Raw genomic sequence first — 26,968 nt, 5'->3', positions numbered from 1 at the left:
GGGGTTGGTTGGTTGTCTTGTTCTTGTTTTTTGGTTTGCCTGCCTCTGCTTCCTTGTCGGTTGTGGGGTGGGTTGAGCTTGGGTTTTTTTCTGTTTCTGATTGGCTTCTTGCTGGCTGAGGGCTTTTGTTTTTGGTTGGTGGGTTGTTTTTTGGTTTCTTTTGGAGAGTTTGATCCTGGCTCAGGACGAACGCTGGCGGCGTGCTTAACACATGCAAGTCGAACGGTGAAGCCCAGCTTGCTGGGTGGATGAGTGGCGAACGGGTGAGTAACACGTGAGTAACCTGCCCCTGACTTCTGGATAACCGCTTGAAAGGGTGGCTAATACGGGATATTTTGGCCTGCTCGCATGGGTGGGTTTGGAAAGGTTCTTTTTCTGGTTGGGGATGGGCTCGCGGCCTATCAGCTTGTTGGTGGGGTGATGGCCTACCAAGGCTTTGACGGGTAGCCGGCCTGAGAGGGTGGACGGCCACTGGGACTGAGACACGGCCCAGACTCCTACGGGAGGCAGCAGTGGGGAATATTGCACAATGGGCGCAAGCCTGATGCAGCGACGCCGCGTGAGGGATGTAGGCCTTCGGGTTGTGAACCTCTTTCGCCAGTGAAGCAGGCCGCCTTCTTTGTGGGGTGGTTGACGGTAGCTGGATAAGAAGCGCCGGCTAACTACGTGCCAGCAGCCGCGGTAATACGTAGGGCGCGAGCGTTGTCCGGAATTATTGGGCGTAAAGAGCTCGTAGGCGGCTGGTCGCGTCTGTCGTGAAATCCTCTGGCTTAACTGGAGGCTTGCGGTGGGTACGGGCCGGCTTGAGTGCGGTAGGGGAGACTGGAATTCCTGGTGTAGCGGTGGAATGCGCAGATATCAGGAGGAACACCGGTGGCGAAGGCGGGTCTCTGGGCCGTTACTGACGCTGAGGAGCGAAAGCGTGGGGAGCGAACAGGATTAGATACCCTGGTAGTCCACGCCGTAAACGTTGGGCACTAGGTGTGGGGGCTCTTTCCGGGGTTTCCGCGCCGTAGCTAACGCATTAAGTGCCCCGCCTGGGGAGTACGGCCGCAAGGCTAAAACTCAAAGGAATTGACGGGGGCCCGCACAAGCGGCGGAGCATGCGGATTAATTCGATGCAACGCGAAGAACCTTACCAAGGCTTGACATGTGGGTGTTGATCACGGAGACGTGGTTTCTCTTCGGAGCGCCTTCACAGGTGGTGCATGGTTGTCGTCAGCTCGTGTCGTGAGATGTTGGGTTAAGTCCCGCAACGAGCGCAACCCTTGTCCCGTGTTGCCAGCACGTTGTGGTGGGGACTCGCGGGAGACTGCCGGGGTTAACTCGGAGGAAGGTGGGGATGACGTCAAATCATCATGCCCCTTATGTCTTGGGCTTCACGCATGCTACAATGGCTGGTACAGAGGGTTGCGATGTCGTGAGGCGGAGCGAATCCCTTAAAGCCAGTCTCAGTTCGGATCGGTGTCTGCAACTCGACACCGTGAAGTTGGAGTCGCTAGTAATCGCAGATCAGCAACGCTGCGGTGAATACGTTCTCGGGCCTTGTACACACCGCCCGTCACGTCATGAAAGCTGGCAACACCCGAAGCCCGTGGCCTTATGGGGAGCGGTCGAAGGTGGGGCTGGTGATTGGGACGAAGTCGTAACAAGGTAGCCGTACCGGAAGGTGCGGCTGGATCACCTCCTTTCTAAGGAGCACTATTGTTTGCCTGACCTTGGCTGGGCCTGTCTTTTTGTTTTTACTGCCCGTTTTGGGTGGTGGGGGGTTTGGTGCTATGGGGTTGGGTGCTGTGTTTTTCGGAACTTTTGGTATAGAAAACCACCCGAATACCAGTTAGTTAAATACTGGTTGGTTTGGGTGCCCTGACCTGATCCTCGTGCTTTTGGTGTGGGGGTTGGGTTGGGGGTGGCATGCTGTCGGGGCCTGGGGTAATACGCCCTGTTTGGTGCCTGGCTCCTTCTTGGTTGTCTGCCTCCCTTGTTTTGGGGGTGGGTGGTTTTGGGGGGTGTGGGTGGGTTGGTTGTGAACTGTATAGTGGACGCGAGCATCTTTGTTCTTTGCTGCCATCAACGTTTTGTTGGTGGTGTTTTGTTTTGTTTGTTTTTATGAGCGTTCGGTGGATGCCTTGGCATCAGGGGCCGATGAAGGACGTGGTGGCCTGCGATAAGCCTCGGGGAGCTGGCTAGCGGGCTGTGATCCGAGGGTGTCCGAATGGGGGGACCCGGCACGAGTTATGTCGTGTCACCTGCACTTGAATTCATAGGGTGTGGGGGGTGACGCGGGAAGTGAAACATCTCAGTACCCGCAGGAGAAGATATTCCGTTAGTAGTGGCGAGCGAAAGCGGATGATGGTTAAACCATGATCGTGTGATTACTCGGCAGGGGTTGCGGTTGTGGGGTTGTGGGGCATGCTTTTCTGCCATCTGCCGGTGGTAGGCGCGGTGATAAACCTGGTTGGTAGCCGAATCTCCTGGGAAGGGGAGCCGTAGTGGGTGAGAGCCCCGTAGGTTAAACTGTCTGGGCCGTGTGGGTGTGTTCCCGAGTAGCACGGGGCTCGTGGAATCCTGTGTGAATCTGCCAAGACCACTTGGTTGCCTGAATACTTCCTGATGACCGATAGCGGATTAGTACCGTGAGGGAATGGTGAAAAGTACCCCGGGAGGGGAGTGAAATAGTACCTGAAACCGGGCGCTTACAAGCCGTCAGGGCCCTTCGGGGTGATGGCGTGCCTTTTGAAGAATGAGCCTGCGAGTCAGTGCTGTGTCGCGAGGTTAACCCGTGTTGGGGGAGTCGTAGCGAAAGCGAGTCTGAAAGGGCGTTTTAGTGGCACGGTCTGGACCCGAAGCGGGGTGATCTACCCATGGCCAGGTTGAAGCACGTGTAAGAGCGTGTGGAGGACCGAACCCACTTCAGTTGAAAATGGAGGGGATGAGCTGTGGGTAGGGGTGAAAGGCCAATCAAACTCCGTGATAGCTGGTTCTCCCCGAAATGCATTTAGGTGCAGCGTCTCGTGTTGCCCGGCGGAGGTAGAGCTACTGGGTGGCTGATGGGCCCCACAGGGTTACTGACGTCAACCAAACTCCGAATGCCGTCGGGTTGTAGCGGGGCAGTGAGACCGCGGGGGATAAGCTCCGTGGTCGAGAGGGAAACAGCCCAGATCGCCGGCTAAGGCCCCTAAGCGTGTGCTAAGTGGGAAAGGATGTGCGGTCGCGCAGACAACCAGGAGGTTGGCTTAGAAGCAGCCATCCTTGAAAGAGTGCGTAATAGCTCACTGGTCAAGTGATCGTGCGCCGACAATGTAGCGGGGCTCAAGCACACCGCCGAAGCCGCGGACCCACCACAATTTTTTTCTTCCTTACCCCCTATTTTTGAGGGGTTTGGCAGGGGTGGTGGGTGGTAGGGGAGCGTCCTGCACCGGGTGAAGCCTCGGGGTGACCTAGGGGTGGATGGTGTGGGAGTGAGAATGCAGGCATGAGTAGCGATACTAGGGTGAGAAACCCTAGCGCCGAATGACCAAGGGTTCCAGGGCTAGGCTAGTCCGCCCTGGGTGAGTCGGGTCCTAAGGCGAGGCCGACAGGCGTAGTCGATGGGCAACGGGTTGATATTCCCGTACCGGCGAAGCACCGCCCATGCTGACGCGCGGGTGCTAACCCACGCCTGGGCTCACAGTCATGCCCTGGTGTCTCTTTCGGGGGACACTTGTGGTGTGGTGGGTTTGGGTCTGGGGATCCTCCGTGCAGGTAGGCAAGCGTATTAACAGGGGTGACGCACAGTGGTAGCCCGGCGGTCCTAATGGCTTGGACTGTTCAAGCGCGCGGCCCGTCCTCCAGGTAAATCCGGGGGGCTGTCTTCGATGACGGGGGTGAGGCGTGATGGTGGCCCTGCTTTTCAGTGGGGGATATCAGGGTGATCCTGTGGTGCCTAGAAAAGCCTCGACGCGATGGTGCCAGCCGCCCGTACCCTAAACCGACACAGGTGGTCGGGCAGAGTATGCCTAGGCGCACGAGATAATCATGGTGAAGGAACTCGGCAAAATGCCCCCGTAACTTCGGGAGAAGGGGGGCCCGAGCCTTGAAGCCCCACGCGGGCTAGGGGTGAGGGCCGCAGAGACCAGGGAGAAGCGACTGTTTACTAAAAACACAGGTCCGTGCGAAGCCGCAAGGCGATGTATACGGACTGACGCCTGCCCGGTGCTGGAAGGTTAAGAGGAGCTGTCAACCCCCATTGGGGGTGAAGCGGTGAATTTAAGCCCCAGTAAACGGCGGTGGTAACTATAACCATCCTAAGGTAGCGAAATTCCTTGTCGGGTAAGTTCCGACCTGCACGAATGGCGTAACGACTTCTCTACTGTCTCCACCATGAACTCGGCGAAATTGCATTACGAGTAAAGATGCTCGTTACGCGCAGAAGGACGGAAAGACCCCGGGACCTTTACTATAGCTTGGTATTGGCGCCCGCTGTGGCTTGTGCAGGATAGGTGGGAGACCGTGAAGCAGTCACGCCAGTGATTGTGGAGTCATCGTTGAAATACCACTCTGGCCATAGCGTGCGCCTGAACCTCGGCCCGTGATCCGGGTTAGGGACAGTGCCTGGTGGGTAGTTTAACTGGGGCGGTTGCCTCCTAAAAAGTAACGGAGGCGCTCAAAGGTTCCCTCAGCCTGGTCGGCAACCAGGTGTTGAGTGCAAGTGCACAAGGGAGCTTGACTGCGAGACCGACAGGTCAAGCAGGTGCGAAAGCAGGAACTAGTGATCCGGCGATCCCGAGTGGGTGGGTCGTCGCTCAACGGATAAAAGGTACCCCGGGGATAACAGGCTGATCCTGCCCAAGAGTCCATATCGACGGCATGGTTTGGCACCTCGATGTCGGCTCGTCGCATCCTGGGGCTGGAGCAGGTCCCAAGGGTTGGGCTGTTCGCCCATTAAAGCGGTACGCGAGCTGGGTTTAGAACGTCGTGAGACAGTTCGGTCCCTATCCTCTGCGCGCGCAGGATACTTGAGAAGACCTGTCCCTAGTACGAGAGGACCGGGACGGACGAACCTCTGGTGTGCCAGTTGTCCCGCCCGGGGCACGGCTGGTTAGCTACGTTCGGCAAGGATAACCGCTGAAAGCATCTAAGCGGGAAACCAGCTTCAAGATAAGGTATCCACACCCCCTCGTGGGGTGGAAGGCCCCCAGCAGACCACTGGGTAGATAGGCCGGAAGTACAAAACCCGTAAGGGTTGAAGCTGACCGGTACTAATAGGCCAAACACAAACAACACCCCCCACCACATAGGTGGGGAACAAGAACCAAACACGCAAGCGTCCACTATACGGTCCACCACCAACCCACACACCAAACACACAACACAAACACAACACACAATACGGCCCAACACACGCACTGGGCCCCACATAAACGTCTCGGTGGTCACAGCGGGAAGGCAACGCCCGGACCCATTCCGAACCCGGAAGCTAAGACTCCCAGCGCCAATGGTACTGCACCCGCCAGGGTGTGGGAGAGTAGGACACCGCCGAGCACACACCCAGGGTCGAGGCCCCCAACCACAGGTTGGGGGCCTCCCCACATAACCACACCAAACCACAACAACACAGCGAAGGCCGGTAGTCTGGCGGAAGGTAGCCCGCGCTGCACGCCCGAGCGATGACGTCACGAAGAGGAACAGAGAATGCCTTACCAACGGCGCAACGACCACTCCGGCCCTCGCCGCGGCAACGACCGCCATGGCTTCGGCAATCGCTCCAATTCGGGAGGCCCCCGCAGGAGCCGTGACGACAAGCAGCATGGCGGTTACCAGCAACGCGATGGTCAGCGTCGCAGTTGGCGAGACCGCGACGACAAGCAGCATGGCGGTTACCAGCAACGCGATGGTCAGCGTCGCAGTTGGCGAGACCGCGACGATAAACAGTACGGCGGTGGCAGGCCGCGCCGAGAAGGGGACTTCGACCAGCGGGATCGTCGTGACAGGCCCGCGCGTGAAGACAGTCCTCGGCAGGAGGTCCGTGAATGGAGCCCACGCGGTGAGCGTCGCAGCTGGCGAGACCGCGACGACAAACAGCGCGACGGTCAGCGCCGCGGGGGACGCAATGACCGCGACGGCAAGCGATCCAGCCGCGCGCCCCAGCACGCTCGTATTCCGGAGCCGCGCCTACCTGAGGACGTTGAGGCAGGAATGCTTGAGGCATCCGCCCGCCGCGAGCTGCGTGCGCTCGGTCGCCTGAACGCGGAGAACGTTGCGCGGCACCTGGTAATGCTTCAGCGCCTCCTAGAGACTGATCCGGAAGAGGCCTACCAGCACGCCCGCTACGCTACGTCGCACGCTGGCCGCATCGCCGTCGTACGCGAGTCCGCTGGCATTGCTGCGTACCTGGCTGGCCACTACCAGGAGGCCCTCGGTCACATTCGCGCCGCCCGCCGCCTGTCAGGTTTGGATTTGCACCACGCAATCGAGGCTGACTGCGAGCGCGCGCTAGGCCGCCTAGATCAGGCGCTAAAGGTGGCAGCAGCGGCCAGCCCCAAGCAGCTGGACGACTTAGAAGAGGCCGAGATCGCCATGGTGGTTTCCGGCATCCGCTCGGAAATGGGCCAGCCCGAGCTGGGGCTAGTGGTAATCGAGGACGCCATCCGGCTTTTCCGCGGAGACCGCGAGACCCTGCGCCGGATGCACTCAGTGCGGGCTGATCGGCTAACTGAACTTGGCCGAGGCGAAGAGGCCGACCTTATCCGTGCGCGGATCGGTATTACCGCTGAAGGGGAAGACCAGGAATACGAGGAGCCTGAGGAGGAGCTCGTCGCCTACGACCTGGAGGAAGATTACGAGCCCGAGGATTCCCCTGATGTGGACAGCAAGACCGAAAGCAATGCTGGGGCCGAAGCAGAGGACTTAGCCGAGGCAGAGGACGAGGCAGAGACCGCTGATTGGCCTGCCTCTTTTTCCGTGCGGGTTGAGGCGGAGTTGGCCGAGATCTTGGAGGACGCCGGTATCGAGGACCAGACCGGTGAGGCCACGCAAGCCCAGCAGCTTAAGGACAACGACTCCCAGAGCCAGAAGAACCACACCAAGGAGCCCGGCGAGTGACTGCCCTAACCCATCCTGCCGGACTGCTTGGCAGCACCAAAGCACTCGCTGCGGCACACGACGTCGCCCTGGTTGACCTCGATGGCGTGTGCTTCGCGGGCACCGCCCAAGTGGAGCACGCCGCCGAATCCCTCAACACTGCTCGCCTGCAGGGTTTGCAACTTAGCTTCGTCACCAATAACGCCTCCCGCGCCCCCCAGACTGTGGTCGACAAACTGGCTGACAAGGGCATCACCGCGAGCACCCAGGAAGTTTTCACCGCTGCCATGGATGCCGCTGCTCTTCTGCGCGAGCACCTGGAGCCAGGAGCACTCGTGCTGGTAATCGGCGGCGATGGGCTGCGGCAAGCTCTTTTGGACCAGGGCTACCGCGTCACCAACAGCGCTGTAGACCAGCCGCAGGCTGTGACCCAAGGTTGGGACCCTTGCGTGGACTGGGCCCTCCTGTCTGAGGGCGCCTACGCCATCGCCGCGGGAGCACTGCATGTGGCCACTAACCTGGACGCAACCCTGCCCACGGAGCGCGGCTTCGCTTTGGGCAATGGTTCCCTGGTCACCGCCGTCTCCCATGCCACCGGCTCCACGCCCTTAACCGGTGGCAAACCCTTCCCGGGCATCTACCAGCGCGCCTTAAACAAAGCTGGGGGAGCCAAGCGCCCTCTAGCTGTTGGGGACCGCCTCAACACTGACCACGTTGGTGCCCGCGCCGCCAACATCCCTGGCCTGCATGTCCTCACCGGTGTGAACACTGCCCGCGATGTCGTGCTAGCGCCGCCTGCTGAACGGCCCGCCTACCTGCACACAGACCTGCGTGCTCTCCTAGAACCGCAGCCTGAGCCGCAGCCACAGGCCGACGGCGCCTGGCTGGTGGGCCAGGCGCGCGCCCGCGTAGAGAACCAGCAGCTGGTGCTTGACGGCGTCGGCCCGCTCAAGACGGAGGCCACCGTCAACCTGGACGCTTACCGTGCCCTAGCCACGGCTGCCTGGGCGTATGCCGACGCTGACCCAAGCGCACCCCTGCAAGTTCCCGAGCTCACCGTGGTGGCCCCGTGAGCAAAAAGAAGCGGGCGTACCGGGGCGGCAATGTCCCGGTTACCTTGCCTCGCCCGGCCACACCTGTGCAGGCACCACCTGCAGAGGTGCCGCCCGTGCCCACCCCACCACGTGACCCAGCCGCCACCCTGCTCACCGATCACAGCTCAGCCCTAGCCGAGTTGGGGGAGACGCCCCTAGAGGAACAGGCAGAACTCCTGCGTAACCTGCGTGAGGAGCTTGCCCGCACCTTGCGCGAGGCTGAGGACTGAGCCATGGCCCGTCTCATTCGCCTTGACTCTGAGCTAGTGCGTCGTGGCTTGGCCCGTTCCCGCAGCCACGCCGCCCAGTTAATCGGCGACGGTCATATCACCCTGGATGGCGCCGTCGTCACCAAGGCCGCCCGGCAGGTTAACCCCGCTCAAGCCATTGAAGTCATCACCCCCAGCGGTGACGATTACGTCTCTCGCGGTGCGCATAAGCTCGCTGGGGCGCTGGATGCGCTGGCCGAGCGGGGGCTAGCCCCCCAGGTTGCGGGGCGCCGCTGCCTGGACGCCGGAGCTTCCACCGGAGGATTCACTGATGTCCTGCTCCGTCGGGGCGCCGCGCACGTCATCGCTGTGGACGTTGGCTACGGTCAACTGGCCTGGTCTTTGCAGTCTGACTCGCGCGTAACCGTTATGGACCGCACCAATGTGCGCACCCTTGACCCTGCCGCAGTAGCCCCCGCCCCGCAGCTGGTGGTGGGGGACTTGTCCTTCATCTCCCTAGGCCTAGTACTGCCCGCCCTAGTGGCCGCAGCCGCCCCCGCTGCGGACCTGCTGCTCATGGTCAAGCCTCAATTTGAGGTTGGCAAGGAGCGCCTCGGCCACGGCGGGGTTGTCCGCGATCCTCAACTGCATGAGGAAACTGTGCTGGCGGTCGCTGAGCAGGCCCACCAGCTGGGGCTAGGGATCGACGCCGCCACCGCTTCACCACTGCCTGGCCCGGCTGGAAACGTCGAGTATTTCCTGTCTATGCACGCAGGCCAAGCTGGCGGCCCCACCGATCTGACCGGAGATGCCCTGACTGCCGAGGTTCACCGCGCTATCCAAGACGGCCCTGCCGGGCAGCCCCCCCGAAGGAGACGCCATGACTGAGCTAGCACAGCCTGAGCCCACTAAGCCCGACCTCAGCGAGCCAGTACAGGTCCAGCCAGAGGCCTCCGCTCCAGGCAACTCAATGGCTAAACAACAAGTCCGCCGCGTCCTGGTGGTCGGCCGTGAAGAAGGTGTCCATCCACCCGCACCTCATGCGCGCCCAGCAGCCCCCACCACCGCCACCGCTGAACGCGTCCGGGGCCTGCTAGCCCAGCAAGGCGTAGAGGCCATCGGTCTAGCCGACCTGCCCCTGCAAGTGGACGCCACCGGTGAGACCCAGGTGTGCGCGGCGCCAGGTACCCAAGCAATTGACTTTGTCCTGGTAATCGGCGGTGATGGCACCATCTTGCGAGCCCTGGAGTTAGCCCGCCAGTTCGACGTGCCTCTAGTCGGAGTGAACACAGGGCACGTCGGTTTCCTGGCCGAAGCTGACCCAGATGCCTTAGAGCACGTGGTTACGCGGGTGGTGGCGGGGGACTACACCGTAGAGACCCGCATGGTTGTGGACGTACAGGTAGCCAGCCCTGACGGCACCACCGCCCGCTCCTGGGCGCTCAATGAGGCTGCCCTGGAAAAGCGCGACCGTGCCCGCATGCTAGAGGTAGCTATCGGCGTTGACGGGCAGGCAGTCTCCTCCTTTGGCTGCGACGGACTCATCATGTCTACTCCCACCGGCTCCACCGCCTACGCTTTCTCCGGCGGTGGCCCCATCGTCTGGCCGGATGTAGACGCCATGCTGCTGGTGCCCATTGCCGCCCACGCGCTGTTCACTCGCCCCCTAGTGGTTGGCCCCGGTTCCTGCCTGGAGATCGTCGTCAAACACGGCGGGGTCGATGCCGCCGAAGTCTGGTGTGATGGCCGCCGTCACCTGTCCGTCCCGGCAGGCTCCCACATCTTGGTGACCCGGGCGGCCCAACCCGTCCGCCTCGCGCGTCTGAATGACGCTCCCTTCTCCCAGCGGCTCGTCGCCAAACTCAAGCTGCCGGTGGCAGGCTGGCGCACCGGTGCCCCCACCGCCGCCTCCCCAGCAGCCGCTCCAAATGAGGCGACATGATCGAGTCCCTCCATATTGAGAATCTTGGAGTCATCGAGCAGGCCGAGCTGAGCCTCAGCCCCGGCCTAACTGCGCTGACCGGAGAGACCGGCGCTGGAAAGACCATGGTCCTCACCTCCCTGGGGCTACTGCTGGGGCAACGCGCCGAGTCCTCCGTGGTGCGCAGCGGCGCCCAAGCCGCCCGCGTAGAAGGCACTTGGCTCCTAGACCCCGACTCTCGCACCGCGCAGCGGGCTACCGACGCCGGGGCCGCTTTGGATGACGACCTGCTTGTGGCCAGCCGCACCGTGCCCGCCCAAGGCCGCTCTCGCGCTCATCTGGGCGGTGCCGCTGTGCCCTCAACCGTCCTGGGGGAGGTCGGCAATCGGCTCGTCTCAGTGCATGGTCAGGCAGACCAACTCCGTCTGCGCTCAGTTGCCGCCCAACGCGCTGCCCTGGACTCCCTGGGGGGAGCCCCACACAATTCCTTGTGCCGCCGATACGCCGCCGCCTACCGTCGACACCAGGCTGCCGCCACCGCCTTGACCGAGTGGCAGGCAGGCACCCGACAGCGCGCAGAAGAGGCCGAGTCCCTGCGCACCTGGCTCGACCAACTAGAGCAGCTTGCCCCCCAGCCGGGGGAAGACCACGCCCTGACCGCAGAAGCCCAGCGCCTTGACCATGCCGAGGACCTACGCCGGGCCACCCTGTGGGCCCGCAATGCCTTAACCGCAGAGGAGGAAGCTGGCCCGCAAGGGGAGGCCCCCGACGTCGTCAGTCTGATAGCTGCCGCTAGCCGTGCCCTGGAGCCAGTCACCAGCCTAGATCCAGCCCTACAAAGCCAAGCTACGCGCCTGCAGGAACTCAGCTATCTGGCCGCAGACATTGCCTCCGAACTGAGCGACCACCTAGCCCATCTAGACGCCGATCCCAACCGCCTAGCTGCAGTACAAGAGCGCCGCGCCCAGCTGCTGCGCGCCTGCCAGGAGATAGGTGGGGCTTCCGCCCAAACCGACGACGTCGACGCCCTCCTAGCCTGGGGACACACCGCCGCTGCCCGCCTCGCGGAGATCGACGGCCCCGAAGACACGCAAGCTGAGCTCACACAGGAGCTAGCAGCAGCCCAACAGGAGCTAAAGAGCCTGGCCCAAGAACTCACGGCTGCGCGCCAGCAGCTCGCCAACAGTCTGCAAGAAGGCGTGACTGCTGAGCTCACCGGCCTGGAGATGAAAGGTGCCCGCCTGGTGGTAGAACTCGCCCCGTTGGACGAGCCCGGTCCCACCGGCGCAGAAACCGTAACCCTCCTGCTTATACCCCACCCTGGAGCTCCCGCTCTGCCGCTAGGTAAAGGCGCCTCAGGCGGTGAACTCTCCCGCATCATGCTGGCCCTGGAAGTGGTGCTGGCCGAAGCCAATGCCAGCAATGCCTCCACCCCAAGCAGCCGTGAGCACGCGCGCACCCTCATCTTCGATGAGATCGACGCCGGTGTGGGCGGTCGCGCAGCCCGCGAGATTGGACGCCGCCTGGCCCGCCTAGCCCGGCGCTATCAGGTAATCGTGGTCACTCACCTGGCGCAGGTCGCTGCCTGGGCTGACACTCAGCTAGTGGTCCGCAAGGAGACAGGCTCTGAGGTGGGAGGCGCGGGGCAATTGGAGCGAGCCCGCACCTACGTGGAGCCGGTCACCGGCAGGGCCCGCGAGCGCGAACTAGCTCGCATGCTTTCAGGGCATGAGGACTCCCAAGCGGCCCTGCGGCATGCCGCTGAGCTCCTGGCAGAAGCTAACGTGGCACAATCCCAGCCGTGAGAAACCCTCTGCGCCGCCGACCCGACCTTGATGAGCCTGCGCTTATCAGCGGGCAGGTGAGGGTCGACTCCCGCACAAAGCGCCTCACTAAACGCCTACAACCCGGGGACATTGCCGTCATCGACCACAGCGACCTAGACCGGGTCGCCGCCGAGGCACTTGTGGAGTGCCAGCCCGCAGCTGTGCTCAACGCCGCGCCATCCGTCTCCGGACGCTACCCAAACCTGGGGCCTGGCATCCTGGTGGAGGCCGGTATCCCGCTGCTCGACGACCTAGGCCAAGACGTCATGCTTCTCAAAGAGGGGCAGGACGTGCAGGTCCAAGGTGGGCAGGTACATAACGCGGATGGCTCCAAGCTGCTCGCGGAGGGGGAGCGGCAAGATAAAGCTTCCGTGGAGGCGCTTATGGAGGAGGCGCGCAAGGGCCTGTCCACGCAGCTGGAGGCATTCACTACCAACACCATGGAGTACATGCGCCAAGAACGGGATCTGCTGCTCAATGGCGTGGGCATGCCTGATATCAAAACCTCCATCAATGGCAGGCATGTGCTCGTGGTGGTGCGCGGCTACTCCTACAAAGAGGACCTCAAGGTTCTTAAGCCCTACATTCGTGACTACAAACCCGTGCTGATCGGAGTCGACGGCGGCACCGACGCCATCATGGACCTCGGCCTGAAACCAGACATGATCGTCGGTGACATGGACTCTGTTTCGGACAAAGCCCTGGCCTGCGGTGCTGAAATCGTGGTGCACGCTTATCGTGACGGTCGCGCCCCCGGACTGGAACGCGTTGAGTCTCTGGGGGTAGAGCATCTGGTTTTCTCAGCCACTGGCACCAGTGAGGACATCGCCATGATAATGGCAGATGAGGCTGGAGCCGAGCTCATTGTGGCTGTGGGTACACATGTCACGCTGTTGGAGTTCTTGGACAAGGGCCGGGCCGGTATGAGCTCAACTTTCTTGACCCGCCTAAAAGTTGGCTCCAAGCTGGTTGATGCCAAGGGAGTTTCCCACCTTTACAAGACTCGCATCTCCAGTTGGCAACTTGGCATGCTGGCGCTCGCTGGTCTGATAGCCCTGTGGGTGGCCCTGGCATCCACTCCCGCCGGTCAGACCTTCCTGGGGCTATCCGGTGCTCTGTGGGATGACCTGGTTAATTTCCTGCGTGGCCTGGTTGGACTTGCCCCAACTAAGCCAACGGTCTGAGCCGTACCGCCCCGAGGATCTGAAGAGACAGCAAGGACCACCCAATGATTGACTTCCGCTACCACCTGGTCTCACTTATTTCCGTCTTTTTAGCGCTTGCTGTCGGCGTCGTGTTGGGTGCTGGGCCCCTGCAGGATTCCCTGGGAAACGCTCTTAATGACCAGGTGGCACAGCTACGGCAGGACCGCCAGGCCATGCAGAGCAAGCTGGAGATCACCGAACAGGCTGTCAATGAGCGCGATGCCTACATCACTCAGGCCGCGGCCATCATCCTGCCGGGGGTGCTCAACGGCCAGAAGGTGGCCTTGGTGACTCTTCCTGAGGCAGAAGAGCAGGACCTCGACACTCTGACCGAGCAGATCAAGACTGGTGGGGGCACGGTGGTCAGCCGTGTAGCCATGACGAGCATGTGGACTGACGTAGACAAAGCCTCCTATCGCTCCAGCTTGGCCGGGCAGCTAGCCCCTTACGTTCCAGGAGCCAACGTCGGTGAGGGCAACACCGCGCTAGGTACTGGGCTTGCTAAGGCTCTTACTACGGAGGGTGAGGAAGCCACCATCCTGCTGGACTTGCTCGGCGACTCCAATGCCCCGCTGGTGACCGTGGCGCAAGCTCGCACCAGCGCAGCCACCATGATCGTGGTGGTCGGACCGCGCGCCAAGGAGGATCCTGCCGTACCCACTGCCCCGGCCACCCCGGCGCCTGACCCCAAGCAATGGGTGAGCGCCGTGCGCGGAATAGCTTCGAAGAGCACTACTGTCGCGCTGGGAGAGGCCGTCAGCAGCATCGGCCTAGTCACGCTCCTGCGTCAAGAACAGGCCCCGGTTAGCACCGTCGACTCGGTGGGGCAGATCTCCGCCTCCACCTCCACTGTGCTGGCACTGGTGGCGGTCTCCAGAGGCACGGTCCAGAACTATGGCTTTGACAGGGGCGCCGACGCCGTGCTCCCCGTGGTCACCCCCGCCAACCCAACGCAGCCCGCTCCAGCCCCCGGCAGCCAACCCGCCGGACAACCTTCCGAACAAGCCACGGCAGGCTGAGTGCCATGGTCCCTAAACTCCCGCACCGCCTCCTGCTCGGCCTAGCCGGGACAGCTACCGCTGTCCTCTTTGTCATGGGTGCCGGAGTCATCAATGACCTAGACCCGGCAAGTATGACGACGTCGCCTCAGCCAAAGGGCTGCGTGGTCATCTAGGGGCACTAGCGCACGGCCGAATTACCACCGGTATGCGGGGAGCGTCGCTGGCGGCTTATATCCGCTGAAAGACCCTTAAGGTGTCGTAGGAGGACCCGCTGCCTGGACCTGGGCTCCAGCTTCCTACACCTCGACAATCCACTTCCCATGCCCGCCACGGTCTACGGACCTCGCGGGCAGTTCTACGTGAGGCACTCATTCTCTACAATAGAAGTGGCGCAGGCACCATATCGTACCAGCAGTTTGGTGGCTTTCTTAAGGCTACTAAGGCTTGTGTGGCAATTAATTTTAGAGTTGATACTGGTTCAGCCTGAGCGTACTGAATATTGTCGATCGGGGAGGCGATGTGGATCAGTCCCATGGCTCGCAAGGCGAAGTTTTTCTTGAGGTTAAAGACGTGGTCGTCAAGCTTGGTGGGCGCTAGGTCCTTTCCGGGGCTTCGCTGAGCGTTCGGCGAGGCGAGTCTGTGGCAGTCCAAGGGGCTTCAGGGAGCGGCAAAAGCACGCTGCTCTCCGTGGTACTTGGGCTACGCAAGCCCGATAAAGGAATGGTGGGGGTAGGTGGAGAGCCGATGCGCGCGGGTCTCGGGACTCAGGCGACGAGACTGCGCCGGGAAGCTATCGGCATAGTCTTTCAGGACAACTACCTTGTTGACACGATGACGGCGGCGGAGAACGTCATGCTTCCGGCCATGCTGGCAGGGAAGAAGACGGAGGAGTCCCGGCAAGCGGCGGTAGCCCTCCTGGAGGACTTCGGGCTGACGGATCCTGATCGCCAGATCGCTACATACTCGGGAGGCGAGAGGCAAAGGATCGCTATCGCTCGAGCCCTCATAAACGAGCCTCGTATCCTCCTGGCCGACGAGCCGACAGGGTCGCTTGATCCGGCCAACAGGGATGCGGTCATCAACGCCCTCATCTCCATCCCGTCTCAGCGCGGCTGCTCGATCCTGCTTGTCACGCACGACCCTGTTGTCGCCACTAGCGCGCAAAGGGTTCTCGTTCTGGAGGAGGGAAGATTTAAAGAAGCTTGCGGGGGCTTGCTCGCTCCGCGTCAGAGGGGAGGGGGAGAATGAAGATGAGCGATAGTTGGATGAGGGTCTGGCGCGTCGGTGCTGCGATCCGCGACTCCGACAGGCGTACGTGGGGGCGGCTCGCCACCATTTTCCGCGTCGCGGGGGTCCTCTTCCTCTGCCTAGGCATTGTCGCGGTAGTCATGGTGCTTCGCACAGCGGAGTTGCGTGAAGCACGCGCTGCAGCAATCTCACCAATCCCCGCTTCAACGTCTGATGATATTCAGTTTTATTATGGATTTAAACTCAGCGAACTTGATTCCAAGCCGGTAATTGAAATCCTCATTGACCCAGTCTCCGAAACTATCCCCCTCCCTCCGGGAGTCGCCGCCTGGCCTGCGCCTGGAGAGGCCGTCGTGTCTCCGCAACTTGCCAAAGAGCTCGTCGGCGAACACAAGGGGCTCTACGGTCACATCAGTGGAGAAATCAGCCTCGACGGACTGGAAACTCCCCATGAGCGACGGGCCTACATCCGCACCGATCCATCTGCAGTGCCGCGCGAGAAACCCGAGCCCATGAGGGGCTTCGGCAGTTCCCTTCCAGCCTTCTACGGGACGGGAACGAAGTACGCTCCCGACACTCTGCAGGCCATCATCCTCATGCTCATCACCCTCGTGCTCCCCGGCGTCGTCTGCGTGGCACTCTCAGCGGGCATGCGAACCGATGAGAGGCAGAGGCGTTCTACCTCCCTCGTGGCCATCGGGATGAGACGCCGCGACATACTCATCCTAGACCTTGCCGACACTCTCCCCTCAGTACTCTGGGGTTGGGCTATCGCACTGGGCTGCGTTTCGCTGCTCCTCACAGTAGATGTACCCCTGCCCTGGCTCGATACAGTGCTTCAAGCGGCTCAAACCCGACAATCGACTAGATCGCTTCTCGGGGCGGCCACTATCGGCGCCATGCTATCGGCGGTGATCATGCTGAGTGTGAGAGCCTCTTCGCGATTCCTCTCCGTCAGGGGAGGCAAGCGCAGGCGGCGTGCAAGAAGCGCAACTCGTACCGATCTGCGAATAGCTATCGGCGTTATAGGGTTTATTGTCGCCATCGTAGGGCCAATCCTTTTATTGGAAGGTGATTATCGGCCTCTTTCCTATTACTTAGGAGTTATCCTGGTAGCCATCTCCCTGCCGGCTCTTGTGGCGAGGTTCGTGGCTCGTGCAGGAACGCAGCTCGCCAGGCGCGGTCTGCGCCGTTCGAAGCCCCAAGACCTAGTCTCTGGACGGTACCTCGAAGCCCTCAGCGGGCGGAGTTCACGGCTGGCCCTCGGCATTTGCGTTGCCATCCTCGTTGGCGGGCAGGCCCAGCTCTGGACAAGCCTCTTGGACGGCCAGTCCCAACTGGCCCTCCAAGAGCGAGAAAGGTGGGGGACGCGGGTGGTGCAGATTCGAGGGGATCTTTCCGGCCCCTACGCTAGTCGCTTCTTTGCCTCACTCCCTGAGAATGTCGGCGTGGCATTCGCTTCTTCCGAGCGGTCTTCTGACTCACAGGGACCAAGGAGTATGAGTCAGACCATCACCGCCTCCTGCTCCGTATTCGCCACGCTAGGCATTGATTGCTCCCCTCATACTTTGACTGAGTCTGAAATATCCGAAAAGCTCTGGCTCATCGCGCCTTTTGATCCCACCATCGGCATCACCATCGAGCCCCTGGATGCCTCTTCTGCCGATAGCGGCTCCGCAGTTCCGGAGGTCTTAGCCCGCACGGTCCTTCTGAGTTTGTCGGATGAGAACATAGACGTGGCCAGACTGCGGCGGGAGGCGATCGCCGTAGATCCTCGCATCGGCTTCTCTAGTGTCGGACTAGGGCAGGCGATAACGGCTAGCCAGAGAAGCATCATGGGGAATTGGGTCCTGAGTCTCAGCTCGCTTGGGATTCTCCTCATGGCGGCGTTCTTCGCTGCCTGCGTCGGCGTCGAGGCGCGCTCGAATGCAGAGCGCCTGGCCTCAGTCGGGGTCGTATCCGGTGCGCCCGGGATCGCCTCCCGGACAGCCTGGCTCACGACCTGTCTGCCGGTGCTCATCGCCGGACTCATCGGCGTGGCCGCCTATGCCCTCCTGCCCGTGGGTTTGGATAACCGGCTGGCGGGCTCGACACGTAGTGACGCCCTAGTTCAGCTCAGCCCCGAGTTCATCGTAGGGACGCTCGCCCTCACCGCGATCACCGCCCTGTGGGCAGGCTGGTCAGCCAGTAGGGCCACTGCTCGGGCGGCGGCCATCTGGTCGCCCTGAGGACACCGGCTATGCGAGGCTGCCTGAACCCGCGGAAGCGTCGCTGCCGTTAGCCTAGGGCCATGACTCCTGCACTGTGTCTTAGAGGTCGTAGCCGCCCCTTGGGGCATGCAGCTCACGCCGCCGGATCCCCGGCTTGCCATGTGCTCAGCACCATCACGAGCGGCCTTGTGGGCACAGCGTGCGCCTGTCTCGCCCTGCGAGCGCTGCCCCGGCAGAAGCGCCTCGAGCGCAGCAACTTCCAAGGGCGCACCGTCTCCCTGCGAGGCGGTATCGCCGCCGCTGTCGGCGCCACGATAGCCGCCAGCCGCGCTGGCGCTCTTATCCAGCCGGGTGCACCTGCCAGCAGCCCCGCCGCAGCCGCTGTCATCGCCGTCTCGGCCGGGGGCGCCGCCGGACTCGCAGATGACCTAGACGCCGGCAAGCATGACGGCGTCGCCCCAGCTAAAGGGCTGCGCGGTCACCTAGGGGCACTAGCGCACGGCCGCGTTACCACCGGGGTGCTCAAGATCGCCGTCATTGGTGCCGGAGCCGCCGTCACTGGCCTCCTTTTGGCTCGGGACGCTGCCCACCGGAGTACGCAAGGTCAGGGGACCGTGCAGCTGCTCACCGACGCCGCCGTGCGCACGGTGGCGGTGGCTGGCTGGGCTAATCTCATCAATCTTTTAGACCTGCGCCCGGGCCGCGCCCTCAAGGCATGTGCCCTAAGTGCTGCGCCGCTGGCTCTCATCTCGGGCAGTCCCGCCACCGCGACTAGCAGGCTGCTGGCCTCTGGCGTGCTTGCGGTTTCCGCCGCCAGCGCTCCCAGTGACCTGGCTGAACGCACCATGCTGGGGGACACCGGGGCCAATGCGCTAGGAGCGCTCCTGGGCACCGCCTTGGCAGCGCACCCCTGTCCGGCTTTGCGTACCAGTGCTGCAACCACTGCCGTAGCACTGGTGCTGGCCAGCGAGAAGGTTTCTTTTAGTCGAGTTATCGACCAGACGCCCTGGCTGGCGGCACTTGACCGCCTGGGACGCCAACCGTCATGAACTCCATGCCGGGTGGCCGCCGGGTACCCGGCCCCAAAGGTGCCGCAGCCGTCGGCTCAGTAGCTGGCCTGACCCTGATCTCCCGCGCCTTAGGTTTCCTGCGCTGGGTGGTCCAAGCAACGACAGTCGGGGCAGGCACCGTCGCCGGCGCCTATGCCACCGCCAACCAGGTCCCCAATGTGCTCTACGAGGTGGTGGTGGGTGGGGCCCTGGCATCCACCGTGGTTCCCCTACTGGCCTCCGCTGCCTACGGCGCTACCCCGGAGCGCTCCGCCCGGGTGGCTTCCGGTCTGCTCGGCGTGGTCATGCTGGTGCTCGTGCCCGCCGCCGCGATCCTGGCCCTAGCTGCCGGACCAATCGCTGAATTGCTACCAGTCTCCGTCGACGCCGACGCCGTGCTGCAGCGCGAACTGGTGACTTCCTTCTTGCGGATGTTTGCTCTGCAAGTGCCGCTCTACGGCCTAGGCGTGGTGCTAACCGGAGTGCTGCAAGCTCACCATTCATTCACCTGGCCAGCCCTAGCCCCGGTGCTCTCCAGCCTGGTGGTTATGGCCACCTATGGCCTTTACGGGCAGCTGCGAGACTCCTCCCCGCAAACAGCATTGCTGTTGCTCGGCTGGGGCACCACTGCCGGTGTGGCCGCACTCAGTCTGCCCCTCCTCATACCCATTCGTCAGCTGGGTATACGCCTGCGACCCGCACTTGGGTTGGCGCGGGAGGACCGCCGCCGCGCTCTGAGTCTGGCTGGGGCGGGAGCCTGGACTCTGTTAGCCCAGCAGGCCAGCGTGCTGGTGGTGCTGGCCTTGGCTCGCTCTGGTGGCACTTCTGGAACTGTGGCGGTCTACCAGTACACGCAGGCCGTCTACTTGCTGCCTTATGCCGTGCTGGCGGTGCCGGTGGCCACAGTGCTCTACCCCAGGCTTTCCGCTGCTTTCTCTGGGGCCGGTCCGGACGCCGGAAAGGCCCAGGCTTTGGCGGCCCGTGGCACCGCCCTGGTGACGGCAGTCGCCTGCGCTGGAGCGGCTGCCTTAGTGGCTGCCTCCGCAGGAGCAGAACGCTTCTTCAACCAACTCACGGAGGTTGACGGCATGGGCTGGGCACTTGTGGCCTTAGCACCGGCAGTGTTGGGATTCAGCCTGCTGCACCAGCTCACTCGGGTGCTGTTTGCCGCGCACCGCTCCCGACAAGCTGCTTTGGCCGCCAGCTTGGGGTGGCTAGTAGTGATTGGCGCCTCCGCCTTGGCGGTGCGCCTGCTGGCGCCTGGAGGCGGTGCTGGCAGCGCCACGCTTTTGGCGCTGTCCCTGGGGTTGAGCGCAGGCATGCTGGTGGCTGCTGGGGCTTTAATTTGGTTGCTAGCCCTCTATGTGGGGGCAGCAACGCTTAAGCCAATATGGCGTTGTCTGGGAGTGTGTCTGCCAGTGGCTGCCTTGGGTGGCTATCTTGCGCGGCTGCTGACTTTGGCGCTCAGTGGGGCCTGGCTGATGATTCTGATGGCACTCTTGCTGGCGATAGCGGTGGCTGGACTGGTGCTGGCGGCTGGGCACCTAGCCCAACCAGGTCTGTTTGCGATCTTGGGGCGGGGCAGCCGCACAGCCGCCGACGAGGAACGGCGTGAAAAGGAGCCTGCATTGTGAATACGCCAGATGAGGAGCAGGTAGATGCGGGCGCCGGGGGACAGGGCGCCCAGGGACGGCGTCGGGTTCTAGAGGTCTCGGGCTCAGCGGCTGGGGGAGTGCGCGCCCACTTGGGACAGTGCGCCCGCCTGCTCAGCGAAGCTGGGCACGACGTCATCGTTGAGGCGCCCGCAGCGGTCCTGACAGGACTAGAGCTGGGAGCTGCCAGGGCAGAGGCGCTAGAACTCGGCCCCCGGCCCGGGGTCGGCGATCTGCTGGTGTTGGCTCGTCTGAGGCGGCTAGGTCAAAGAGCAGAGGTTGTGCATGCCCACGGCCTGCGCGCTGGCGCTGCCGCCGCCCTGGCTCTGGGCCGCAAAGGCTCTGGCCGCACCCGCCTGGTGGTCACGCTGCACAACCTGCCCGTCGGTGGCAGATTCACGCGCTGGATCGGGCAGTGCCTGCATCGTCTTGTCTGTTCCCACGCCGACCTGGTGCTAGCCGTAAGCCCAGATTTGGCCGAACAGGCCCAAGCGGCAGGCTGCCCCCAGGTAGAACTAGCGGTGGTGCCTGCCCCACAGCGCGCACAACTGGCTCCTGGAGACGCGGGGCTTAGCACGGCCTGGCCTGCCCACACCATCCGACTGCTCACCGTCGCCCGCCTGGCACCCCAAAAAGGCCTGGACCTGTTGCTGGACACCGCCGCCATCCTGGCGCAGGAGGTGGAGGCTGGGCGTCTACCTGCCTGGTGTTGGGTGGTGGCCGGGGAGGGGCCCGGGCGTGAAGCCGCCCAGGCTCGGATTGACACTGAGCACCTGGCGGTGCGGCTTTTGGGGCGCCGCGAAGACGCACCTGCGCTTATGACGCAGGCCGACTTAGTGGTGCAGACGAGCCTGTGGGAAGGTCAACCCCTGACCATCCAAGAGGCCTTGCAAGCAGAGGCTGCGGTCCTGGCCACCGACGTCGGCGGGACGGCGCACACGGCCCGCGGTGCTGCCGCCCTGGTGCCTGCAGAGGCAGCCAAATTGGCGGCAGAGGTGTGTCGCCTGCTGACCACGCCTGGCACCTTGGACGGTCTGCGGGCCCGTTCCCGTCAAGCCGCTCAAGATTTGCCCGGCGTTGCGCAGCTGCAAGCCCAACTCACCGCGGCGCTGCGCCTGAGCTAAAAGGCCAAGCTCTCGTAGGCTTCGGCGGAGCCCGGAAACAGTCCTGGCAGGCGTCTTAAGGAAGTAACCCGTGAGCGAGCTGTGTGACCAGCAGGACCAGAGTCGAGAACTGATAGCTAGTGAGCGGGTCTGGAGCGGCCCAATCTTTGCTGTCGACGCCGACCAGTTGCGTTTGCGACCCCAGGATGAGCCGGTGGCTCGGCAGGTGGTGCTGCACGACAACGCCGTCGCCGTCGTCGCCCTGCGTGAAGGCCAGGCCTCATCCCAGGCCGATGGCGCCCCAGAAGTCCTCATGATCTGCCAGTACCGCCACCCCATGCGCGCCTGCCTGTGGGAAATCCCGGCAGGCTTACAGGACCTTGTGGGGGAAGAACCGGTGGTCGCCGCCCAGCGGGAGCTGGCCGAGGAGACAGACCTAGGCGCTCAGCAGTGGGACACCTTGGTGGACCTTTACGCCTCACCCGGCTTCACCACGGAGTCCGTGCGCGTCTTCCTAGCCCGCGGTCTGTACGAGTTGCCCAGCACGGAACGCACCGAGCGGGAGGCTGAAGAAGCGGAGTTCGTTCCCACCTGGGTGCCCCTGGAACAGGCTGTGCAGGCCGCCCTGGAAGGTCACCTACACAACTGTTCCACTGTGGCCGGACTGTTGGCAGCTGACCGTGCCAGAATCCAAGGTTTTCAAGGATTGCGGCCGGTTGATTCCCCCTGGCTGCGCTCCCCGGTGAGTTTTGAACGCTGATACTGCATGCCCTAGGAGTGATTCATAGGCATAGCTGATGGCTTCCTTGCGTGCTGGAGAACACTGAGCAAACTGTGACTAAGGTCCGCGCCTGGATAATACGGCACAACAATCTTCGCTAAAGTGGCTTCTGTGCGACCGGCCCGCCCATAAGGCTGCCAGTGGCCAGAGCCGCATCAGGAAGGGAGCCAGGATGAACGTCACCGACGACGCCTCAACCAGGGCCCGGGTCCTCGAGCTCATCGTTGAAAAAGGGCCGGTCTCAGCCGCCCAACTAGCCCGGGTCCTGGCCCTCACACCTGCTGCAGTGCGCCGCCACATCACCGCCCTGGAGGAAACCCACGAGATCCAGGTGCACCAGGTCAATGGCAATGGCAAACGTGGACGTGGTCGGCCCGCAAGGCATTACGTCGCCACTTCAGCGGCCCGCACCAACCTGGGGGACGGATACTCCGAGCTGGCCGCTCGTGCCCTGACCTACTTGTCCCAGGTGGCCGGAGAGAAAGCCGTAGACTCCTTCGCTGCCGCCCGTGGCCGCGACCTGGAGCGCCGCTACACCGCCATTGTTGAGGCCGCCGGACCAGACCCAGCTGATCGCGCCCGCGCCCTAGCCGATGCGCTCAGCCTGGACGGCTACGCGGCCACTATCCGCGATGTTGGCGACGGCTCCTTCGCCATCCAGCTGTGCCAGGGACACTGCCCGGTGCGCGACGTCGCCGGCCAGTTCCATGAACTCTGCGACGCCGAGACCGGCGCTTTCTCACGCCTACTTGGTGTACCTGTGCAGCGGCTAGCCACCCTGGCCGGCGGCGAGCACGTCTGCACCACCCACGTCCCCATCGCTATGCACCGCCTGCGCAAGCGCGCTGCCCGGGTCGTGGCCGACAACCGGGCCAACCGGGCCCCCCGATTGGAAGGAAACTGATGACCTCACCCACCACGGAGGCCACTCGCAGTGACGATGAGATCATTGAGTCGATCTCCGCGAGCTACGACTTCGGCTGGCACGACTCCGATGAGGCTGGTGCCCAGGCCAAGCGCGGCCTCAATGAGGGCGTCGTCAGGGAGATTTCCGCTATCAAGGGTGAGCCTGAGTGGATGCTGGCCAAGCGCCTGAAAGCCTTTGAGATCTTCGAGCGCAAGCCCATGCCCAACTGGGGTGTAGACCTCAGTCAGCTCGACATGGACGCCGTCAAGTACTACGTGCGTGCCACTGACCGCCCCGCCAACTCTTGGGAAGACCTCCCTGAGGACATTAAGGCCACCTACGACCGCATCGGCATCCCAGAGGCTGAACGCGCCCGTCTGGTGGCTGGTGTTGCCGCACAGTACGAGTCCGAGGTCGTCTATCACCAGATTCGCGATGACCTGGCTGAGCAGGGCGTCATCTTCCTGGACACCGACACTGCGCTCAAGGAACAGCCCGAGCTGATGCGCGAGTACTTCGGCTCTGTGGTGCCCGCCGGTGACAATAAATTCGCGGCCCTCAACACGGCCGTGTGGTCCGGCGGCTCCTTCATCTACGTTCCCAAAGGCGTGCATGTGGAGATCCCGCTGCAAGCCTACTTCCGCATCAACACGGAGAATATGGGGCAGTTCGAGCGCACCCTCATCATTGCCGACGAAGACTCCTACGTGCACTACGTGGAAGGCTGCACCGCCCCCATCTACTCCTCAGACTCCCTGCACTCCGCGATCGTGGAAATCGTGGTTAAGAAAAATGCTCGCGTGCGCTACACGACGATCCAAAACTGGTCCAACAACGTGTACAACCTGGTCACCCAGCGCGCCACCTGCGAGGAGGGCGCCACCATGGAGTGGATCGACGGGAATATCGGCTCCAAGCGCAATATGAAGTACCCGGCTGTCTTCCTCATGGGCCCACACGCCCGCGGCGAGGCTCTGTCCATCGCCTTCGCTGGCGCCGGCCAGCACCAGGACACCGGCGCCAAGATGGTCCATATGGCCCCCCACACCTCCAGCCACATCGTCTCCAAGTCCATTGCTCGCCACGGTGGCCGCTCCGGCTACCGCGGACTGGTGCAGGTCATGAAGAACGCGCGCCACTCCAAATCCAATGTGCTGTGCGACGCCCTGCTAGTAGATGAGATCTCCCGCTCCGACACCTACCCTTACGTGGACGTGCGCACAGACGACGTCGAGATGGGGCATGAGGCAACCGTTTCTAAAGTCAGCGCAGACCAGCTTTTCTACCTCATGCAGCGTGGCCTAACCGAAACCGAGGCCATGGCCACCATCGTGCGTGGCTTCGTGGAGCCGATCGCCCGCGAGCTGCCGATGGAGTACGCCCTAGAGCTCAACCGCCTGATTGAGCTGCAGATGGAGAACTCCGTCGGCTGATCGTGCCTCTCAAACCACAGACCCAACCACAGCTGGCACCGGCCAGCACAGGAGCACCCATGCCTGAACTGTCCACCGACCACTCGGAGGCAACGCTCACCAGCGCCCACTCCCACGGACCTGCCATCAAGGCAGTCCGCGGCTATGTTGCCTCTCGCGCCGACCGCCCCACCTCCTTTGACCCGGCAGACATCCCGGTCCCTGGAGGTCGTGAAGAAGAATGGCGCTTCACCCCCATGAAGCGCTTTAAGCCCCTGTTCAACCTTGACTCCGTCAAGGCCGCCACCGCCCAGGGAGGTGCCCTGCAGCTCAACGCCCCCGAGCTGCCTGGCGTCACTGTGGAGAGAGTCAGCCGCGACGACGCCCGCCTTGGCACCGTCGGCGCGCCGGTGGACCGCACCGGAGTGGTGGCCTGGGCCGCCAGCCGGCAGGCCACCATCATCACCCTGACTGCCGGCGCCGAGTTGACTGAGGCCTTGCGGGTGCTCATCAAGGGCGCAGATACGCTCAGCGACGGCGCCTGGTCTGCTCCCACCGCCCAGCATCTCCTCTTGCGTGCCGAACCCGGTTCCAAAGGCACCGTCATTTTGGAACACACCGGCGCTGCCGCCCTGACCCAGACTGTGGAAGTGGTGGTTACGGAGGGCGCCGAACTGACCCTGGTCACTGTCCAAGACTGGGATGACGCCGCCGTCCACGCCTCCAATCACCGCGTGCGCGTGGAGGGACGCGGCACACTCAAGCACGTCGTCGTTTCCCTAGGCGGGGACGTGCGCATCTGCCCAGACTTTGGCTACGCCGGCGAAGGCGGACACGTTGACTCCTTTGGCGTCTACTTCACCGACACTGGGCAGCACCAGGAGCACCGCCCCTACGTGGCCCACACGGAGCCACACTGCTACTCGCGCGTCACTTACAAAGGTGCCCTCCAAGGCGACGGCGCCCACGCCGTCTGGGTAGGTGACTGCCTCATCGGTGCAGCCGCACGCGGCACCGACACCTACGAACTCAACCGCAACCTGGTGCTCACAGAGGGAGCCAAAGCCGACTCTGTGCCCAACTTGGAGATTGAGAACGGCAATATCGAAGGCGCCGGGCACGCCAGCGCCACCGGCCGCTTTGACGACTCTCAGCTGTTCTACCTGCGATCCCGCGGCATCCCAGAGCTAGAAGCCCGCCGCCTAGTGGTGCTTGGCTTCTTCAACGAGATCGTGCAGGAGATCGGCGTGCCGGAGGTGGAGGAAACCCTCATGGCTGCCATTGAGCGCGAACTGGCCTTAACCGGACTGGTCTCTGCTAACGCGGAACCTGACGCTCCCGCCGAAGCCTGAGCCGCGCTTAACCCCAGAACACAGCCCCAAAACGCGAAAGACTTTGAAAGAGACCTTATGAGCACCCTCGAGATCAAGAACCTCCACGTACAGGTAGCCACCAACGACGGCCCCAAGCCCATCCTCAAGGGCGTAAACCTGAGCATCGGCTCCGGCGAGGTCCACGCCGTCATGGGCCCCAACGGCTCCGGCAAATCCACACTGGCCTACTCCATCGCCGGGCATCCCGACTATGAGGTGACCGACGGCGAGGTCCTGCTCGACGGCGTGAACCTGCTGGATATGAGCGTGGACGAGCGGGCCCGCGCGGGCCTCTTCTTGGCCATGCAGTACCCCGTTGAGGTCCCCGGCGTCTCCGTAGCAAACTTCCTGCGCACCGCCAAGACCGCCATCGACGGCAAAGCCCCTAAGGTCCGGCAATGGGTCGGTGAGGTCAACAGCGCCATGGAGAGCCTGCGGATGGACTCGGCCTTCTCCCAGCGCGACGTCAACGCTGGCTTCTCCGGCGGTGAGAAGAAGCGCTTTGAGATTCTGCAGATGGAGCTGCTCAAGCCGCGCTTCGCCGTGCTCGATGAGACCGACTCTGGCCTAGACGTGGACGCTCTGCGCATCGTCTCTGAGGGCGTGAACCGACTGCATCAGGCTTCAGAGGCAGGTTTCCTGCTCATCACGCACTACACGCGCATCCTGCGTTACATCAAGCCCAGCCACGTGCACGTCTTCGTGGATGGCCGCGTGGCTGAGGAAGGCGGCCCGGACCTGGCTGACCGGCTGGAGGAGGAAGGCTACGACCGCTTCCTCGCCTAAATCGTAGGCCCGGCGGATCGCCGCCGGGCTCCAGACGCGGTCGGCATCCGGCCAGTCGTCTAAGCCCGAGCCATAGCCAAGCAGACCGCCGAGAACGCCAACAAGCCCAGCAGTAAACCAAGGAGGAAG

At 63.0% G+C, this 26,968-nt stretch carries 20 protein-coding genes and 3 rRNA genes; 22 read left to right on the top strand and 1 reads right to left on the bottom strand.

The features are described 5' to 3' along the window. Positions 1-157 precede the first annotated feature (157 nt). From DR039_RS09255 to DR039_RS09195, 13 genes are all read left to right on the top strand, one after another. Positions 158-1,691 (top strand): 16S ribosomal RNA (locus DR039_RS09255). A 406-nt stretch (positions 1,692-2,097) separates the two neighbouring features. Beyond that, a 23S ribosomal RNA gene (locus DR039_RS09250) occupies positions 2,098-5,264 on the top strand. Between the two features lie 142 nt (positions 5,265-5,406). Continuing rightward, positions 5,407-5,523, top strand: a 5S ribosomal RNA gene (gene rrf / locus DR039_RS09245). Together the 16S, 23S and 5S rRNA genes form the textbook arrangement of a ribosomal RNA operon. Positions 5,524-5,673: 150 nt before the next feature. Beyond that, positions 5,674-7,083, top strand: a complete 1,410-nt coding sequence (locus DR039_RS11695; protein WP_318268914.1) for a hypothetical protein — start codon at positions 5,674-5,676, stop codon at positions 7,081-7,083. Beyond that, positions 7,080-8,135 (top strand): HAD-IIA family hydrolase, encoded by a 1,056-nt coding sequence (locus DR039_RS09230; protein WP_111837071.1) that lies wholly within the window; start codon positions 7,080-7,082, stop codon positions 8,133-8,135. The genes DR039_RS11695 and DR039_RS09230 overlap by 4 nt, the downstream gene beginning before the upstream one ends. Further along, entirely contained in the window at positions 8,132-8,386 is a 255-nt protein-coding gene (locus tag DR039_RS09225; RefSeq protein WP_111837070.1) for a hypothetical protein, read from the top strand. Before DR039_RS09230 ends, DR039_RS09225 begins: the two co-directional genes overlap by 4 nt. 3 nt (positions 8,387-8,389) lie before the next feature. Then, positions 8,390-9,253 (top strand): TlyA family RNA methyltransferase, encoded by an 864-nt coding sequence (locus DR039_RS09220; protein ID WP_111837069.1) that lies wholly within the window; start codon positions 8,390-8,392, stop codon positions 9,251-9,253. An 82-nt stretch (positions 9,254-9,335) separates the two neighbouring features. Further along, complete coding sequence (locus tag DR039_RS09215; RefSeq protein ID WP_170166950.1) at positions 9,336-10,307, top strand: NAD kinase; 972 nt, start codon at positions 9,336-9,338, stop codon at positions 10,305-10,307. Then, on the top strand, positions 10,304-12,091 hold the full coding sequence (recN, locus tag DR039_RS09210; RefSeq protein WP_111837068.1) for a DNA repair protein RecN: 1,788 nt from the start codon (positions 10,304-10,306) through the stop codon (positions 12,089-12,091). The genes DR039_RS09215 and recN overlap by 4 nt, the downstream gene beginning before the upstream one ends. Then, positions 12,088-13,296 (top strand): putative cytokinetic ring protein SteA, encoded by a 1,209-nt coding sequence (gene steA / locus DR039_RS09205; protein WP_229116911.1) that lies wholly within the window; start codon positions 12,088-12,090, stop codon positions 13,294-13,296. The genes recN and steA overlap by 4 nt, the downstream gene beginning before the upstream one ends. Positions 13,297-13,340: 44 nt before the next feature. Beyond that, positions 13,341-14,336 carry a copper transporter gene (locus DR039_RS09200; RefSeq protein WP_111837067.1) on the top strand — a complete coding sequence of 332 codons (996 nt, stop codon included), beginning with the start codon at positions 13,341-13,343 and terminating at the stop codon, positions 14,334-14,336. 5 nt (positions 14,337-14,341) lie between these two features. Beyond that, entirely contained in the window at positions 14,342-14,491 is a 150-nt protein-coding gene (locus DR039_RS11320; protein ID WP_170166880.1) for a hypothetical protein, read from the top strand. Between the two features lie 442 nt (positions 14,492-14,933). Then, positions 14,934-15,566, top strand: coding sequence for an ABC transporter ATP-binding protein (locus DR039_RS09195; protein ID WP_111837066.1), 633 nt, complete (start codon positions 14,934-14,936; stop codon positions 15,564-15,566). Between the two features lie 203 nt (positions 15,567-15,769). Here DR039_RS09195 and DR039_RS11135 read toward each other — a convergent pair whose 3' ends face one another. Then, entirely contained in the window at positions 15,770-16,018 is a 249-nt protein-coding gene (locus DR039_RS11135; RefSeq protein WP_126622239.1) for a hypothetical protein, read from the bottom strand. Positions 16,019-17,065: 1,047 nt separating this feature from the next. On the opposite strand from DR039_RS11135, the gene DR039_RS11130 reads away from it, so the two are divergent. The 9 genes from DR039_RS11130 (at position 17,066) to sufC (ending at position 26,839) form a co-directional block, all read left to right on the top strand. After that, entirely contained in the window at positions 17,066-17,794 is a 729-nt protein-coding gene (locus DR039_RS11130; RefSeq protein WP_126622241.1) for a hypothetical protein, read from the top strand. Between the two features lie 62 nt (positions 17,795-17,856). Then, on the top strand, positions 17,857-18,825 hold the full coding sequence (locus tag DR039_RS09185) for a hypothetical protein (RefSeq protein WP_229116910.1): 969 nt from the start codon (positions 17,857-17,859) through the stop codon (positions 18,823-18,825). Further along, a complete protein-coding gene (gene murJ / locus DR039_RS09180) occupies positions 18,822-20,459 on the top strand; it encodes a murein biosynthesis integral membrane protein MurJ (protein ID WP_111837063.1) in 1,638 nt (545 codons plus the stop codon). Before DR039_RS09185 ends, murJ begins: the two co-directional genes overlap by 4 nt. Further along, positions 20,456-21,601, top strand: a complete 1,146-nt coding sequence (locus tag DR039_RS09175; protein ID WP_111837062.1) for a glycosyltransferase family 4 protein — start codon at positions 20,456-20,458, stop codon at positions 21,599-21,601. Before murJ ends, DR039_RS09175 begins: the two co-directional genes overlap by 4 nt. Before the next feature lie 70 nt (positions 21,602-21,671). After that, positions 21,672-22,340: an NUDIX domain-containing protein gene (locus tag DR039_RS09170; protein ID WP_111837061.1), complete on the top strand. Its 669-nt coding sequence runs from the start codon at positions 21,672-21,674 to the stop codon at positions 22,338-22,340. 193 nt (positions 22,341-22,533) lie between these two features. Further along, positions 22,534-23,265 (top strand): helix-turn-helix transcriptional regulator, encoded by a 732-nt coding sequence (locus tag DR039_RS09165; protein ID WP_111837060.1) that lies wholly within the window; start codon positions 22,534-22,536, stop codon positions 23,263-23,265. Next, positions 23,265-24,701: a Fe-S cluster assembly protein SufB gene (gene sufB / locus DR039_RS09160; RefSeq protein WP_111837059.1), complete on the top strand. Its 1,437-nt coding sequence runs from the start codon at positions 23,265-23,267 to the stop codon at positions 24,699-24,701. The genes DR039_RS09165 and sufB overlap by 1 nt, the downstream gene beginning before the upstream one ends. Before the next feature lie 59 nt (positions 24,702-24,760). Beyond that, complete coding sequence (locus tag DR039_RS09155; RefSeq protein WP_111837058.1) at positions 24,761-26,032, top strand: SufB/SufD family protein; 1,272 nt, start codon at positions 24,761-24,763, stop codon at positions 26,030-26,032. Positions 26,033-26,089: 57 nt separating this feature from the next. Beyond that, a complete protein-coding gene (gene sufC, locus DR039_RS09150) occupies positions 26,090-26,839 on the top strand; it encodes a Fe-S cluster assembly ATPase SufC (RefSeq protein WP_111837057.1) in 750 nt (249 codons plus the stop codon). Positions 26,840-26,968: the final 129 nt, after the last annotated feature.

Source organism: Actinomyces bovis, from assembly GCF_900444995.1.
In the GTDB taxonomy this organism is placed as follows: domain Bacteria; phylum Actinomycetota; class Actinomycetes; order Actinomycetales; family Actinomycetaceae; genus Actinomyces; species Actinomyces bovis.
This window is presented reverse-complemented; position numbering and strand designations above follow the sequence as displayed.

Excerpts from the sequence above, each read along its gene's own strand:
- DR039_RS11695 (WP_318268914.1), top strand. The coding sequence starts at position 5,674 with ATGCCTTACCAACGGCGCAACGACCACTCCGGCCCTCGCCGCGGCAAC.
- DR039_RS09220 (WP_111837069.1), top strand. The coding sequence starts at position 8,390 with ATGGCCCGTCTCATTCGCCTTGACTCTGAGCTAGTGCGTCGTGGCTTG.
- DR039_RS09215 (WP_170166950.1), top strand. The coding sequence starts at position 9,336 with ATGGCTAAACAACAAGTCCGCCGCGTCCTGGTGGTCGGCCGTGAAGAA.
- recN (WP_111837068.1), top strand. The coding sequence starts at position 10,304 with ATGATCGAGTCCCTCCATATTGAGAATCTTGGAGTCATCGAGCAGGCC.
- DR039_RS09200 (WP_111837067.1), top strand. The coding sequence starts at position 13,341 with ATGATTGACTTCCGCTACCACCTGGTCTCACTTATTTCCGTCTTTTTA.
- DR039_RS11320 (WP_170166880.1), top strand. The coding sequence starts at position 14,342 with ATGGTCCCTAAACTCCCGCACCGCCTCCTGCTCGGCCTAGCCGGGACA.
- DR039_RS11135 (WP_126622239.1), bottom strand. The coding sequence starts at position 16,018 with ATGGGGAGTTTCCAGTCCGTCGAGGCTGATTTCTCCACTGATGTGACC.
- DR039_RS11130 (WP_126622241.1), top strand. The coding sequence starts at position 17,066 with ATGAGTCAGACCATCACCGCCTCCTGCTCCGTATTCGCCACGCTAGGC.
- DR039_RS09185 (WP_229116910.1), top strand. The coding sequence starts at position 17,857 with ATGACTCCTGCACTGTGTCTTAGAGGTCGTAGCCGCCCCTTGGGGCAT.
- murJ (WP_111837063.1), top strand. The coding sequence starts at position 18,822 with ATGAACTCCATGCCGGGTGGCCGCCGGGTACCCGGCCCCAAAGGTGCC.
- DR039_RS09165 (WP_111837060.1), top strand. The coding sequence starts at position 22,534 with ATGAACGTCACCGACGACGCCTCAACCAGGGCCCGGGTCCTCGAGCTC.
- sufB (WP_111837059.1), top strand. The coding sequence starts at position 23,265 with ATGACCTCACCCACCACGGAGGCCACTCGCAGTGACGATGAGATCATT.
- DR039_RS09155 (WP_111837058.1), top strand. The coding sequence starts at position 24,761 with ATGCCTGAACTGTCCACCGACCACTCGGAGGCAACGCTCACCAGCGCC.
- sufC (WP_111837057.1), top strand. The coding sequence starts at position 26,090 with ATGAGCACCCTCGAGATCAAGAACCTCCACGTACAGGTAGCCACCAAC.